This window comes from Nocardiopsis coralliicola (assembly GCF_054779695.1).
Genome location: NZ_BAAGXT010000077.1, coordinates 1 through 13,869, shown reverse-complemented (window position 1 = coordinate 13,869; position 13,869 = coordinate 1). Strand labels below are relative to the sequence as shown.

Sequence of the window (13,869 nt, the reverse complement as noted above, 5' to 3'; positions counted from 1 at the left end):
GGGCCGGGTGGCCGCCCCGCCGCGAGCTCGGTGGCGAAGGCGCGGCAGACCAGCACGGCCGGCCGCCGCCGGCGCGCGGGCCGCCGGCCGGAGATCCGGTCGACGGCTGCGGCGATCCGCAGCGGCGCCGCGCGGACGGCCGCAGCCCCGGTGGAACCCGCCTTCGGCCCGAGCGCCCGGCTCAACCGCATCCCGCCGGTGCCCGGCACCAACCCGCAGCTGACAGCCCCGAGAACGCCGCCGGCCACCAGCACGGCCGCGACCGCGCCGGTCACCTCCGCCGCCCCGGGCGAACGCCGTACCCGGAGCGGCGGAGCTGCCGCCCGCCCCGAGCGGTTGCCGCGGCGCGGTCGCACCCGGCACCGGGCGTTCCCGCGATGCAGCGGCGCTGACGCAGGGTGCGGGCCGCCGCGCAGGAGCAGCCGGCACGGAGCCCCGGGAAGGTGCAGGGAGCACAGCGGCCACGGGTCGCTCCGGCGGGGGGCCGGGCGGCTCCCCGCCGGCCCTGTGCCCGGAAGCACGCGGGCGGCGGGCGCTCCCGGTCCGCTTGCGTTCCGAGCGCCGTCTGCGCCCTGGTGCGGCGGCGGACGCGAACTGCGCGGCCCGGGCGCGGCCCGGCGTGCAGCGGCGCCGGAGGCCGGGGCTCAGTCATGGGGGATCTCCGGGGGAGCGGCGCCAGACGGGCGTGATCCGTTCGGCGAGGGCCGGGGAAGCAGGCCCCTCCTCGACGGGACCTGTCGCGGGGAAGGCGACCGCGGGGACGGCTTCGGTGAGGCCGGCGGGAGTGCGGGCGATGACCGAGACATCGGCCAGGCGGCGGTGGCCGTCGGCGCCGCGCACCATGTGCAGCGCGACCGCGCGCGTCGCCGCGAGCTGGCTGTGCGCCGCCTCCCGGCTGAGCCCCGCCGCGCAGGCGAGGGCCTCGATCCGGGCCGGCAATTCGGCGGCGGCGTTGGCGTGCACCGTGCCCGCGCCGCCGTCGTGGCCGGTGTTGAGCGCAAGGAGCAGCCCGACCACCTCCGGCCCCCGCACCTCGCCTACGACCAACCGGTCGGGGCGCATCCGCAGCGCCTGGCGCACCAGCTGGTCCAGGGAGACGGCGCCGACGCCCTCGATGTTGGCCGGGCGCGCCTGCAGCCTGACCACGTGCGGGTGGTCGGGGCGCAGTTCGGCGGAGTCCTCCACCAGGACGAGGCGCTCGTCCGGTGCCGCTGCGGAGAGCAGCGCCGACAGCAGAGTGGTCTTCCCGCTGCCGGTGCCGCCCGTCAGCAGCAGCGCCACCCGCGCCCGGACCAGCTCCGCGAGCAGGGCGGCCGACACCGCGGTCAGAGTGCGGCGCGCCACCAGTTCGGCGATACCGAAGCCGCGCCGCGGCGGAATCCGCAGCGACAGGCAGGCGCCCTCCGGAGCGATCGGCGGCAGCACGGCGTGGAACCGCGCTCCGGACGGCAGCCGCGCGTCGCACCAGGGGGCCGACGCGTCGAGCCGGCGGCCCGCCTGCGCCGCCAGGCGCCGCGCGAGCGCTCGCACCGCCTCCTCGCCGGCAAAACCGATGCCGGCCGCCCGCCGCAGCCCTCCGGAGCCGTCCACCCACACCTCGTCCGGGGCGTTGACGAGGACGTCGGTGACCTCAGGGTCGGAGAGCAGCGGCTCCAGCGGGCCGGTGCCGGAGAGCTCCGCCCGCAGCGACCGGACGATCGCGAGGACCTCGGCGTCCCCGAGCAGCCCGCCCTCCGCGCGCAGGGCCGCCGCGACCCGGCCGGGGCTGGGCTCCACGCCGTCGGCGGCGAGCCGGGTGCGGACGCGGTCGAGCAGGGCCGGATCGGCGGGGGCGCTGCCGGGCTCCGGCCGATCCGGCGGCGCGCCCTCGGGGCCGGCATCCGGAACGGCGCCCGGCGGCGTGCTCACGGCGCACCCGCCGCGTCCGCGATCCGGTCGAGCAGCCGGCCGGCCGCGCCCGCCAGCGGGGACGATGCCCGACCGCCGGGGAGGAGCCCCCGCTCCAGGTCCCGCGGGAGCCGGTGGTCGACGGGGACATCGCCGAGCAGCGGCAGGTCGAGGGCGGAGGCGACGGCCTGATCGGGCAGCTCCGGCCCTGCGCCGCGCGATACGGCGTACAGCGCGGCGGAGTGCGGGCGCAGCCGCGGCACCGTGCGGTAGGCCGCCATCACCGCCGCGAACCGCGCCGGGACCACCACCAGGACCGCCCCGCAGCGGCGCAGCGCCTCACGCGCGGCGGCGTCGGCGCGGCGCGGAAGGTCGACCACCACCAGGTCGGAACCGAGCACAGCGGCGCCGAGCACCGAGCGCATGGCCGGCACCGGAAGGTCGTCGGCGGGCCCCGGATCCCAGGTGACGAGGGGGCAGCCGCGCAGTGATGGCAGAGCCTCGCGCAGCGCCGTCCAGCCCAGCCGGCCCTGCCGCGCCGCCAGCCCGGACCACCGGGTGCCGCCGAGCTCGTCGTGCCCGCTGAGCAGGTCGAGGCCGGGACCGAGCGGGTCGGCGTCGACCAGGGCGGTGCGCAGCCGGCGGCGGAGCCCTTCCACGGCGAGTGCGAGCGCGAGGAGGCTCGCCCCGGCGCCGCCGCACCCGCCGACCGTGCCCACGACGAGGCAGGGCCGGGCGCGGACGTGCGCACCGTCCGCGAAGAGGTCGGTGAGCCGCGGCTCGTCCCGGGGCAGGCGGAGGAGTGCGCGGACCCCGAGGCGTACCGCGTCCGCCTCCGCCGAGGCACTGGAGGTGTCGGCCGCGGCGCCGGCCGCGCCCAGCACCGCCACCGCGTTCGGGTGCGGCGCAGGGGCCAGGCCGGCAAACGGGCGCAGCAGGTCGGCGCCGACGACCGCCAGCGGAGCACCGGTCCAGTCGCGCGCGGCCTGCTCGGCGCTGGCGGCAACGGTGACCTCCACCGCGGCGGCCGCGGCCAGGCGCAGCAGGTCATCGAGAAGGGCGGGGTCGGCGGTGACGACGAGCGGCCGCCGCACCGGTTCGGTCGGAGACGAGGATGCGGTTGATCCCATAGCCCGACCATCGCCGCCCACCCGTTCCGTCCGGCACCCCGATTCCGCGATCTGTGGACAGAACCGCTCCACCCGCGAGGGCGGTATCCGGACGCGGCCCGCGCGCCGGAGCTTCTGCGGCGCCCTCGGAGAACTCCGCTCCGCCCGGCCGGCGGTTCGGCCCCCGGCCGGTTCCGGGCCGGAGGCGTAGGAGCCCCGCCGACGGCCGGGGGCGCCGCGCGACCTGGTCCGATCCCGACTCGGGCAGTCGACAGCCGACAGCGGACCGCTGCGGCGCCGAGGTCAGTGGCGCCGCCCCGTCTCCGAGCAGTAGCGGGCATCCCCGCGGATGGCCCCCGCAGGCTGCGCCCCTGCCGCGGCCGGGTTCCCCGTGCCGGAGAACGACCCGCCGCCGCGGTCCGGCCGCGGTTCACCGGACGGGAGCGGCGGTGGCGCCTGCTCCGCGCAGATGCACTCCGCACCTGTAGGGGACGCTCCCCGCCGGGCGGATACGGCACCGCGGTGCCGCGGAGGCCGGCGGTCTCGGGTCTGCCGCGCGCGGATGCTCAGCTCCGCAGCCCCGTCCGGCATTCGGCCTGAGGGCCGCGGTCGAGGGGCCTCAGCACGGAGCGTTCCCCGCCGGCGCCCGACCCTTCCGTCGGCCGTGGCCGCGCCGGTGGCGGCCCTGCCGCCGAACCGGGCACCCGTCCCGGTGCGGGCACCGAGTGCCGCGCGCGGCGGAGCTAAGGGGCGGACCGCTCCGGCAGAGGCCGGGCGCCCAGCGTGCAGCACGGTGCACGCGGGGATCTGCCGGCGACTCCACCGGGCCGCGGCGGCCCGGCAGGAGAACCAGGGGAAACGGGGACGGCCCCCGCCGGGGGGATGGCGGGGGCCGTCTTCGGTCCGGCTCCGGGGGGGTGGAGCCGGCTCCGTTCCGGGCAGGTCTGAGAGGTGGAGCGCTGCGGCCTGCGGGAGGCGGGCGCTCGCCCGGGGCGCGAGGGCGCGCTCTCCGAGGTGACGAATGCGATACGTGACGCTACCACGGGCGGTCGGCGCGAGACGGCGGATCCGGGAATATCTCCGCGGGGGTGGTCAGCAGGCCTGGTCAGGGGTACAACGAGAGCAGGAGGCGGGTACGCCCGCCGGTGCACGGCGCCCGGGAACCCACGCGTCGCACGCCGCTTAAGGCCCGTTTGGCCGGGGGCGCCCCCGGTCGGAACCAACGCCGCACGCTTGATAGCCCGGACCGACGTGCCGGCGCCGCCGCCCCGCTGGGGCGGCGGCGCTGCCGCCTCTCCTGCGCCTTCCGGCCTGCTCGCGCACGTGCGCGGTGCCGTCCCGCCGGTTCAGCCGCGCTTCAGGGCCTCGCAGGTGGCAAGGGAGTCGCGCGCGCCGGCGGCGGCGGATTCGCAGCAGTGCAGGACCCAGGCGGCCACCCCGTCCGGAGTGCCCGAGGTATAGCCGCGCAGCGCCTCTGCATAGGCGGCAGGGTCCTGGAGGTGTCCCAGCTCCGGCGGCACCAGCGACTTCGGGTCGAGGCCGCGGTGGATCAGGGTGAGCCGCTCGGCGGCGCGTGCGACGACGCCGTCAGCCCGGCCGAACGGCCGCAGCGCCAGCAGTTCGCCGTGCACGATGGCGCCGACGACCAGGGCCGGGACCCGCGCCGGCGCGCTCAGCAGGCCGGCCAGCGCCTCCAGCCGCGCCTCGACGGCACCGGGCCGCGGCGGGGCGCCGAGGCCGAGCGGATCGAGTGCCGCCTCGCCGTCCCCGCGCGGGCGGCCCAGCGCGTCACTGCCCGCCGGGCCCGGCGTATCCGCCGCGGCCAGCGTGTGCAGCCGCGCCAGCACCTGGCGGGGCGCCTTCGGCCAAGTCTCCACCAGCGTGCCCAACTCGCCGGAGACCCGCAGCGCGCCCGCGATCCACGGATCGTCGGACTCGCCCGCGCGCACCTCGTCCAGGGACGCGGCGGCGCCCTCCAGGACTGCCGACGCGTGCGCACCGCGCAGCGCCGATTCCAGGGACACGTCGGCGCTGCGCCGGCGCAGGATCCGGTGGCCGAGGAGCCGGTCCACGACGGTCCGGGTGCTGTCGACGCCGTCCTGGACACCGGGGAGTTCGGCGATCCGCTGCAGGGGATCGGTGGTAACCGCGTTCACGCGGTCAACTCTACGTGAGTGCTACCCGCGAGTAACTCTCGGCGCGGTGTTTTCGCACCTGATTCGGGGCGCCCGGCACTTGTCGAGCGCGGCACCCTGTTGATGGAGTGGGCTGCGCCACGTGATTCAGTACATACGACAGCATCCGCCGACGAGACGCCGAGGAGCCGTGCAGCTGTGGCTGAAACGCAGCAGGGGAACGAGGCCCTGTCCAACCTTCTTCACGAGACTCGGCGGTTCCCCCCGCCCGAAGACTTCGCCGCCGCGGCGAACGTGAAGGCCGACGCCTACGAGCGCGCGGCCGCCGACCGGCAAGCCTTCTGGGCGGAGCAGGCCGGCCGGCTCCAGTGGGACCGCCCCTGGGACACCGTCCTCGACTGGCAGCCGCCGTTCGCGAAGTGGTTCACCGGCGGAACCATCAATGCCGCGGTGAACTGCGTCGACCGGCACGTCGAGGCCGGCCGCGGGGACCGGGTCGCCTACTACTGGGAGGGCGAGCCGGGCGACACCCGCACCATCACCTACGCCGAGCTGAAGGACATGGTCAGCCAGGCGGCCAACGCGCTGGTCGAGCTCGGCGTGGAAAAGGGCGACCGGGTCGCCATCTACATGCCCATGATCCCCGAGACGGTCGTCGCCATGCTGGCCTGCGCCCGGATCGGCGCCGTGCACATGGTGGTCTTCGGCGGGTTCTCGGTCGACGCGCTCGGCGCCCGGCTCGATGACAGCGAGGCCAAGGTCGTCATCACCGCCGACGGCGGCTACCGGCGCGGCAAGGCCAGCTCGCTCAAGCCCGCCGTCGACCAGGCCGTCGCCTCCCGCCCGGCCGTGGAGCACGTCCTCGTGGTCCGCCGCACCGGCCAGGACGTCGACTTCACCGAGGGCCGCGACGTCTGGTGGCACGACATCGTCGAGCGCCAGAGCACCGAGCACACCGCCGAGGCGCACGACGCCGAGCACCCGCTGTACATCATGTACACCAGCGGCACCACGGCCAAGCCCAAGGGCATCCTGCACACCACGGGCGGCTACCTCACCCAGGTGTCCTACACGCACTGGGCCGTGTTCGACCTCAAGCCGGAGACCGACGTCTTCTGGACGGCCGCCGACATCGGCTGGGTCACCGGGCACTCCTACATCGTCTACGGCCCGCTCTCCAACGGCGCCACCTCGGTGATGTACGAGGGCACCCCGGACACGCCCCACCAGGGCCGCTTCTGGGAGATCGTGGAGAAGTACCGGATCACGACCGCCTACATGGCGCCGACGGCCATCCGCACCTTCATGAAGTGGGGGCCCGAGATCCCGGCCCGCTACGACATGTCGTCGCTGCGGCTGCTCGGCTCGGTCGGCGAGCCCATCAACCCCGAGGCCTACGTCTGGTACCGGGAGCACATCGGCGGCAACCGCACCCCGGTCGTCGACACCTGGTGGCAGACGGAGACCGGCGCCATCATGGTCACCCCGCTGCCGGGCGTCGCCGCGGGCAAACCGGGCGCCGCCATGCGCCCCATCCCCGGCATCGACGCCGACGTGGTCGACGAGAACGGCCGGCCGGTCGGCAACAGCGAGGGCGGCTTCATCGTGGTCCGCGAGCCCTGGCCGTCCATGCTGCGCGGCATCTGGGGCGACCCGGAGCGCTACAAGGACACCTACTGGTCCCGGTTCGACGGCCTCTACTTCCCCGGCGACGGCGCGAAGAAGGACGAGGACGGCGACCTGTGGCTGCTCGGCCGCGTCGACGACGTCATGCTCGTCTCCGGCCACAACATCTCCACCACCGAGGTGGAGTCGGCCCTGGTGTCGCACAGCTCGGTCGCCGAGGCGGCCGTCGTCGGCGCCAAGGACACCGTGTCCGGCCAGGCCATCGTCGCTTTCGTCATCCTGCGCGGCGAGGCGGGCGAGGGCGGCGAGGCGCTCGTGAAGGACCTGCGCGACCACGTCGCCGCGTCCCTCGGGCCGATCGCCAAGCCGCGCCAGATCATGGTCGTGCCGGAGCTGCCCAAGACCCGCTCCGGCAAGATCATGCGGCGCCTGCTGCGCGACGTGGCCGAGAACCGGGAGCTGGGCGACGTCTCCACGCTGACCGACTCCTCGGTCATGGACGTCATCTCGGCCAAGCTGCCCGACGCCAAGGGCGACGAGTAGGAGCCGGACAGCACCGGAAGCAGGAACGGCAGGGCCCGCGCCAGCGGCGCGGGCCCGCCTCCCGGCCCGCACGTCCCCGCACCCCGGGACGTGCGGGCGGCCCCGGGGCCGGCTCGTCCGCCCGGAGGGGTTACGCGTGCGCATCGGGGCGTGCCGCGTGCGCCCGGTGTGTCGGCGGGTGTGCGAGGATGCCGGAGATGGCCGACGGAACGAGAGGAGCGCCCGCGATGGCAGGAAACCCGTCGGGCCCGTCGGGCCCGCTCGAGGGAGGGGCCGACGACGCCGGCGACGCGGCGGAGCTGTCGGTCGGCGAACTCGTCTCCGAGGCCGGCGGCGGTCTGTCGCGGCTGGTCCGCCTCGAGCTGGAGATGGCCAAGCTCGAGCTGGCGCACGACGCCAAGCAGGTCGGCAAGGGCTCCGGCCTCTTCATCGTCGCCGCCGTCTTCCTGCACCTCGTCCTCGTGCTCTTCTCGATCACCGCGGGCTTCTTCCTGTACGAGGTCGCGGGCCTGTCGGCGTGGCTCTCCTTCCTCATCGTCACCGGTTTCTACCTGCTGCTCGCGCTCATCCTGGTCGCCGTCGGCGCGCTGATCCTGCGCCGCATGCGCGGCCTGGAGCGGTTCAGCACCACCATGGCCGGCACCGTCTCGCTGCTCAGCGACCGGGGCGCCCCGGCGGCGGAGCGCCCCCGGGAGTGACCGACGATTCCGCGGCCCTGCTCGACGGGCCCTGGAAGCACCGCACAGTCAGCGCCGGAGGAACCCGCTACCACGTGGCTGAGGAGGGCGAAGGCCCCCTCGTTCTGCTGCTGCACGGCTTCCCGCAGTTCTGGTGGACCTGGCGGCACCAGATCGGTGCGCTCGCCGGCGCCGGCTACCGGGCCGCAGCCGTCGACCTGCGCGGGATCGGCGCCAGCGACAAGCCTCCGCGCGGCTACGACCTCATCACCGCCGCCTCCGACGCCGCCGGCCTAGTGCGCGCCCTCGGCGCCGCCGAGGCCGCCGTGGTGGGCCACGGCACCGGCGGCCTGCTCGCCTGGACGATGGCCGGCTACTTCCCGTGGGCCGTGCGCCGCCTCGCCGTGCTCTCCATGCCGCATCCGCTGCGGCTGCGCAGCGCGGCGGCCTCCTCGCCGCAGCAGGCCTGGGCGCTGCGGCCACTCCTGGCGTTCCAGGCGCCGATGGCCCCCGAGCGGCTTCTCGCCGCCGACCGCGCCGACCGCGTCGGCCGGCTGCTGCACGCCTGGTCAGGCTCGCCCTGGCCGGACGCCGGCACCGAGCGCGCCGTACGCGAGGCCTTCCTCATCCCCGGTACCGCGCACTGCTCCCTGGAGTACCATCGCTGGCTGATGCGCTCCCAGCTGCGGCCGGACGGCTACCGCTTCCGCAGGCGCATGCGGCGGCCCGTCACTGCGCCGACCCTGCAGCTGCACGGCGACCGCGACCCCTTCATGCTGCCCTCGTCGGCCGAAGGGTCGGCCCGCTACGTCGACGCGCCCTACACGTGGCGTACCGTCGCGGGTGCCGGGCACTTTCCGCACCAAGAGCGGCCCGCCGCTGTGAACAGCGCCCTCATCGACTGGCTGGAGGCAGCTCCGTGACGACCACCGGACGCGATCGCAACCCCGCCGGCCGCGCGCAGAACCAGCGCCCCCGGGACCGCCTCGGCCGTCCGCTCCCCTACGGCACGCCCGGTGTCGCCCGCGTTCCGGACGAGGCGGTCTACGGCCCGCAGGACGGGCTGGACGAAGCGCAGCGCCTCCTCGACGGCGGCTACGCCTTCCACGCCCACGAAGTGCTCGAGGCGGTGTGGAAGGGTGTGGAAGGGCCCGAACGGGAGCTCTGGCGGGGTCTGGCGCAGATCGCCGTCGGCTTCACCCATGCCCAGCGCGGAAACCGCACCGGCGCGGCCCGCCTGCTGCGGCGCGGCGCGGACTCCGTGGAGCCGTTCGGCGCTGCAGCGCCCGAAGGGGTCGACGCACTCGGCGCCGCCGCCGTCGCCCGCGCCACGGCCGCCCGCCTGGATGCGGCCGAGGAGGCGCCCGGCGGCCGCGCAGCCGGTCCGGATTCCGGTTCCGCTGAGCATGGTGGGGCTGCCGACCGGAATGCGCAGAGTGGTGCCTCCGGCGGCCCGCCGATTGACCCCGCAGTCCTCCGCCTCCGCCGGGCCTGACCCCCGCATCGCGCCCCCGCCCCGCAGCCGGGGCGGGCGGGGTGCGGCCGACCGCAAAGACCGCCGGCCGCCCGGTGCGCGCCGTGCGCTGCATCCATCGCGCTCGCGAGCGGTGTTCCGTGCGAGCGCGCGGCCGGCGAGACCGGCAGAACCGGTGTCCCCGGAGGCAGCGGCGGCCCCGCGCGCCGGTGGCGGTCGAAGCCGGCGCCCTCGGGTTCCGGCGCCTACTGCGACCCGGTGGTACGCCGACAGATCTGTGACCCACGGTGTCCCTGTGGTCTGTGTTTCGCACGGTTCTGGTGTGAAGAGAGATCTACAAAGGGCCGGAAATTCATTAAAAGAATTTCGTGCACATTTATTGATTTCTCTGCAGTTGTGTGGCGCCCCATGCGCAATCTGCCGCTCTGTCGCATAAAGAGCCCCGTGTCCGTGATGGATCACGAAAACCGCAGGAAGTGCGCCCGCGGAGATCACCGGGTGATCACATATCCAGCGGAGACGTAACAAGTCCCCGACCGGCCCTCACTTTTCCACGGTGCGGTGCGTAGAATCCCGGAACGTCGTTCACGCCGTTACTCCGCGGAATCACACCACCCCCGCGGAACGCGGTGACGTGCGACAACGGAACGCAGTAGCGCCGGAACACGGCGAACAGCGGCGGATCAACCGGGCAAGGGGGTCGAATGCGGCCGGTCACCCGAGTGACGGGATGGACTCCTGTGCACGCGCACGGCCCCGAGTGCAGTACGGGGAAGCGGTGCGCCCTCGGTGTGCGTATCCCCGGAAGCCAGGAACGGCGACGACCGGAACAACAGGAATACGGAACTACAAAGTAATACGACTGTATGTGGTGGTGGCGCCCGGTCGACGCCTGCGCGCCGGGGCCACCGTCTCTAGGAGGACGGATTGTCTGGGCTCAGCAGCCTCGCCGTTGACGACGGCGCGGCGCTCGCCCTGGACGGCATGAACTTCACGCTCGTAGTCGTGGTCCTGGCGGTGGCGCTCCTCGCGCTCGCCGTGGCAGGGGCACTGGTGCGTGAAGTCCTCTCGGCCGGCCAGGGGACCGAGCGAATGCAGAACATCGCGCTCGCAGTACAGGAGGGCGCGGCGGCCTATCTCCAACGCCAGTTCCGCACTCTCATCGTCTTCGTCGTGGTCATCCCCCTTCTTCTGCTGCTGCTTCCAGCAGACGACATGGCGGTCCGCGTCGGGCGGTCGGTGTTCTTCGCGATCGGCGCCGGGTTCTCCGCGCTGACCGGGTTCATCGGCATGTGGCTTGCGGTACGCGGCAACGTCCGGGTGGCGGCAGCGGCCCGCGAGGGCGGTCAGGCCGGCGAGCACCGGGCGATGCGGATCGCGTTCCGCACCGGCGGCGTGGCCGGCATGTTCACCGTCGGCCTCGGCCTGCTCGGCGCCGCCGTCGTGGTCCTCGTCTACCGCGGCGACGCCCCCATCGTGCTCGAAGGCTTCGGCTTCGGCGCCGCACTGCTCGCCATGTTCATGCGGGTCGGCGGCGGCATCTTCACCAAGGCCGCCGACGTCGGCGCCGACCTCGTCGGCAAGGTCGAGCAGGGCATCCCCGAGGACGACCCGCGCAACGCGGCCACCATCGCCGACAACGTGGGCGACAACGTCGGCGACTGCGCCGGCATGGCCGCCGACCTCTTCGAGTCCTACGCCGTCGTCATCGTGGCCTCGCTCATCCTCGGCCGCGTCGCCTTCGGCGTGGAGGGCCTCGTCTTCCCGCTGCTGGTCCCGATGATCGGCGTGCTCACCGCGATGATCGGCATCTTCGTCGTGTCGCCCCGCACGCGCGACAAGAACGCCATGGCGGCCATCAACCGCGGGTTCTTCATCTCCGCGGCGATCTCCGCGGTGCTGGTCGTCGTCACCGCCTTCCTCTACCTGCCCACCTCGTTCGCCGACCTGAGCGGCGTGAGCGCGGAGGTGGCCGCCCTGGAGGGCAACCCGCGCTTCATCGCGATCGGCGCGGTCCTGGTCGGGCTGGTCCTCGCGGCCGCCATCCAGGTCCTCACCGGCTACTTCACCGAGACCACGATGCGGCCGGTGAAGGACATCGGGGAGAGCTCGGAGACGGGTGCGGCCACCGTCATTCTGTCCGGCATCTCCGTCGGCCTGGAGTCGGCGGTCTACTCCGCGCTGCTCATCGCCGGCGCGGTCTACGCGGCGTTCGTCATCGGCGGGGTCTCGATCACGGTGTCCCTGTTCGCCGTCGCGCTCGCCGGAACCGGCCTGCTCACCACCGTCGGCGTCATCGTCGCGATGGACACCTTCGGTCCGGTCTCCGACAACGCCCAGGGCATCGCCGAGATGTCCGGCGACGTGGAAGGCGCTGGAGCCGACGCGCTCACCAGCCTCGACGCCGTCGGCAACACCACCAAGGCGATCACCAAGGGCATCGCCATCGCCACCGCGGTCCTCGCGGCGACGGCGCTCTTCGGCGCGTTCCGCACCTCGGTGGAGGGGGCGCTCGGCGACCGCGCCGGCACGTTCAGCCTCTCCATCGACCAGCCCAACGTCCTCGTCGGCGTCATCATCGGCGCCGCCGTCGTGTTCATGTTCTCCGGTGTGGCGATCATGGCGGTCGGCCGTGCGGCGGGCCGCGTGGTCCTGGAGGTCCGCAACCAGTTCCGCACCCGCCCGGGGATCATGGACGGGACGGAGAAGCCGGAGTATGCGCGGGTCGTCGACATCTGCACCCGCGACTCGCTCCGCGAACTGGTCACGCCCGGCGTGCTCGCGGTGGCGACGCCCATCGCCGTCGGCTTCGCCCTCGGCTACGCGCCGCTCGGCGCCTTCCTCGGCGGCGCGATCGCCGCGGGCACGCTGATGGCGGTCTTCCTCGCCAACTCCGGCGGCGCCTGGGACAACGCCAAGAAGCTCGTCGAGGACGGGCACCACGGCGGCAAGGGCTCGGAGGCGCACGAGGCCACCATCATCGGCGACACCGTCGGCGACCCGTTCAAGGACACCGCGGGGCCGGCGATCAACCCGCTGCTGAAGGTGATGAACCTCGTCGCCCTCATCATCGCGCCGAGCGTCGTCCTCTACACCGACAACGCTCCGCTGAAGTACGGGGTCGCCGGCCTGGCGATCCTGCTCATCGTGGGCGCCGTCCTCTGGTCGAAGCGGCGCGAGGCGCCCGGTGAGCTGGGAGAGGTACCGGCGGCGCGTACGGAGGACCCCGCAGTGGGGTCGTCCGGAACCTCCGGCGGCAGCGCGGCGAGCGGAGACGCCGACAGCCCCGGCCGCGAAGACGCGGTCGCGGCGGCCGACAACGGTACCGACGGGTCGACCGAACCCGCCAAGGACTGACGTCCTGCTGCCGCGGGCCGAAGCGCCCGGTGGCAGACCGAGGGCCGCCCGGCCATCCGGGCGGCCCTCGGGCGTGTCCGGTGGAGAACCGCCCCACTACGCGGACGCTGTCCGGTGGGCACGCCCCCGGCGTGTCCAGCGGGGCGGCCCGCATAAGCTCGGCACACGGCCGCGGAGCCCCGCGGCGGCAGCAGGCGGCCGGTGCGGGAGCCGGCGGCGGAAGACTGGGGGTCAGCGTGGAGGGAATGAAGGGGCTCGTGGTGGTCCTCGGATCGATGCTGGGGATGATGGCCGTCCTGGCCGTGATCGCCACGGTGCTCGCGCCGTGACGCGCCACCTCATCCTCCTCCGGCACGCGCAGGCCGAGCACGGCTCCGGGACCGACCGCGAGCGGCAGCTCACCGCGCACGGCCGGGCGCAGGCGGACGCCGTGGGCGCACTCCTCGCCGACCGCGGGATCGTTCCCGACCGGGTGATCTGCTCGCCCGCGGCCCGGACCCGGGAGACCCTCGCCCTCGTCCTCGGCCGGCTGCCGAAGGAGTCGGCGCCGGAAGCGGTCGACTACGACGAGGCCGCCTACGGCGCTGACACGGACACCTGGTTCGACCTTCTCCGTGTGCTCCCGGACGACGCCGGCACCGTGCTCGCGGTGGGGCACAACCCTGCGATCGCGCAGCTGGCATCCGACTTCATGGAGGACGGCGAGCCGGTCTCCTTCCCGCCCGCCTCGACGGCCGCTGTGCAGCTGGAAGTCCCGTGGCTATACGTGGCCCCGGGGACCGGAACCGGAGAGCTGCTCACCCGCTGACGCGCGGCCCCGACTCCCCGACGCTCTCCGAAGAGGGGCGGCGCCCTATGCGCGGGGCGCCCGGCAGCGGCAGGGGTGCCGCATGCGGACCCGAAGCGCCCCGGCGAGCCGGTGCGGGTGTGCCCAGCGCCACCCGGAAACCGCCGGCCGGATCGTTTGCATCGGACCGGGAGCGTGGCTATAGTCGTTCGAGTCGCCACAAGCGGCCGGCCCTTGAGGCCGGGACCGCGCGGCGGCGTCCTTCACTTCCAGC

At 74.4% G+C, this 13,869-nt stretch carries 9 protein-coding genes and 1 pseudogene; 6 read left to right on the top strand and 4 right to left on the bottom strand.

What is annotated here, in order from left to right; all coding sequences use genetic code 11:
• The 4 genes and pseudogenes from ACYVGT_RS27460 to ACYVGT_RS27445 all read right to left on the bottom strand — a co-directional run.
• Window positions 1-275: pseudogene (locus ACYVGT_RS27460) on the bottom strand (hypothetical protein); the annotation flags it as partial.
• 373 nt (window positions 276-648) lie between these two features.
• Entirely contained in the window at window positions 649-1,815 is a 1,167-nt protein-coding gene (locus ACYVGT_RS27455) for a TadA family conjugal transfer-associated ATPase (protein ID WP_460863612.1), read from the bottom strand.
• An 89-nt stretch (window positions 1,816-1,904) separates the two neighbouring features.
• Entirely contained in the window at window positions 1,905-3,017 is a 1,113-nt protein-coding gene (gene ssd, locus ACYVGT_RS27450) for a septum site-determining protein Ssd (RefSeq protein WP_460863606.1), read from the bottom strand.
• Window positions 3,018-4,342: 1,325 nt separating this feature from the next.
• On the bottom strand, window positions 4,343-5,152 hold the full coding sequence (locus tag ACYVGT_RS27445) for a Fic family protein (RefSeq protein WP_460863603.1): 810 nt from the start codon (window positions 5,150-5,152) through the stop codon (window positions 4,343-4,345).
• 177 nt (window positions 5,153-5,329) lie between these two features.
• On the opposite strand from ACYVGT_RS27445, the gene acs reads away from it, so the two are divergent.
• The 6 genes from acs to ACYVGT_RS27415 all read left to right on the top strand — a co-directional run bounded on the left by acs (window position 5,330) and on the right by ACYVGT_RS27415 (window position 13,616).
• Window positions 5,330-7,300, top strand: coding sequence for an acetate--CoA ligase (gene acs, locus ACYVGT_RS27440; protein WP_460863601.1), 1,971 nt, complete (start codon window positions 5,330-5,332; stop codon window positions 7,298-7,300).
• A 227-nt stretch (window positions 7,301-7,527) separates the two neighbouring features.
• The gene (locus ACYVGT_RS27435; RefSeq protein WP_460863598.1) at window positions 7,528-7,998 is read left to right on the top strand and encodes a phage holin family protein; all 471 of its coding nucleotides are present in this window, start codon (window positions 7,528-7,530) and stop codon (window positions 7,996-7,998) included.
• Window positions 7,995-8,900, top strand: coding sequence for an alpha/beta fold hydrolase (locus tag ACYVGT_RS27430; protein ID WP_460863596.1), 906 nt, complete (start codon window positions 7,995-7,997; stop codon window positions 8,898-8,900). Before ACYVGT_RS27435 ends, ACYVGT_RS27430 begins: the two co-directional genes overlap by 4 nt.
• Window positions 8,897-9,472, top strand: coding sequence for a DUF309 domain-containing protein (locus tag ACYVGT_RS27425; protein ID WP_460863594.1), 576 nt, complete (start codon window positions 8,897-8,899; stop codon window positions 9,470-9,472). Before ACYVGT_RS27430 ends, ACYVGT_RS27425 begins: the two co-directional genes overlap by 4 nt.
• 963 nt (window positions 9,473-10,435) lie before the next feature.
• Window positions 10,436-12,808: a sodium-translocating pyrophosphatase gene (locus ACYVGT_RS27420; protein ID WP_460863609.1), complete on the top strand. Its 2,373-nt coding sequence runs from the start codon at window positions 10,436-10,438 to the stop codon at window positions 12,806-12,808.
• A gap of 325 nt (window positions 12,809-13,133) precedes the next feature.
• Complete coding sequence (locus ACYVGT_RS27415; RefSeq protein WP_460863591.1) at window positions 13,134-13,616, top strand: SixA phosphatase family protein; 483 nt, start codon at window positions 13,134-13,136, stop codon at window positions 13,614-13,616.
• Window positions 13,617-13,869 lie beyond the last annotated feature (253 nt).

Excerpts from the sequence above, each read along its gene's own strand:
- ssd (WP_460863606.1), bottom strand. The coding sequence starts at position 3,017 with ATGGGATCAACCGCATCCTCGTCTCCGACCGAACCGGTGCGGCGGCCG.
- ACYVGT_RS27435 (WP_460863598.1), top strand. The coding sequence starts at position 7,528 with ATGGCAGGAAACCCGTCGGGCCCGTCGGGCCCGCTCGAGGGAGGGGCC.
- ACYVGT_RS27420 (WP_460863609.1), top strand. The coding sequence starts at position 10,436 with ATGAACTTCACGCTCGTAGTCGTGGTCCTGGCGGTGGCGCTCCTCGCG.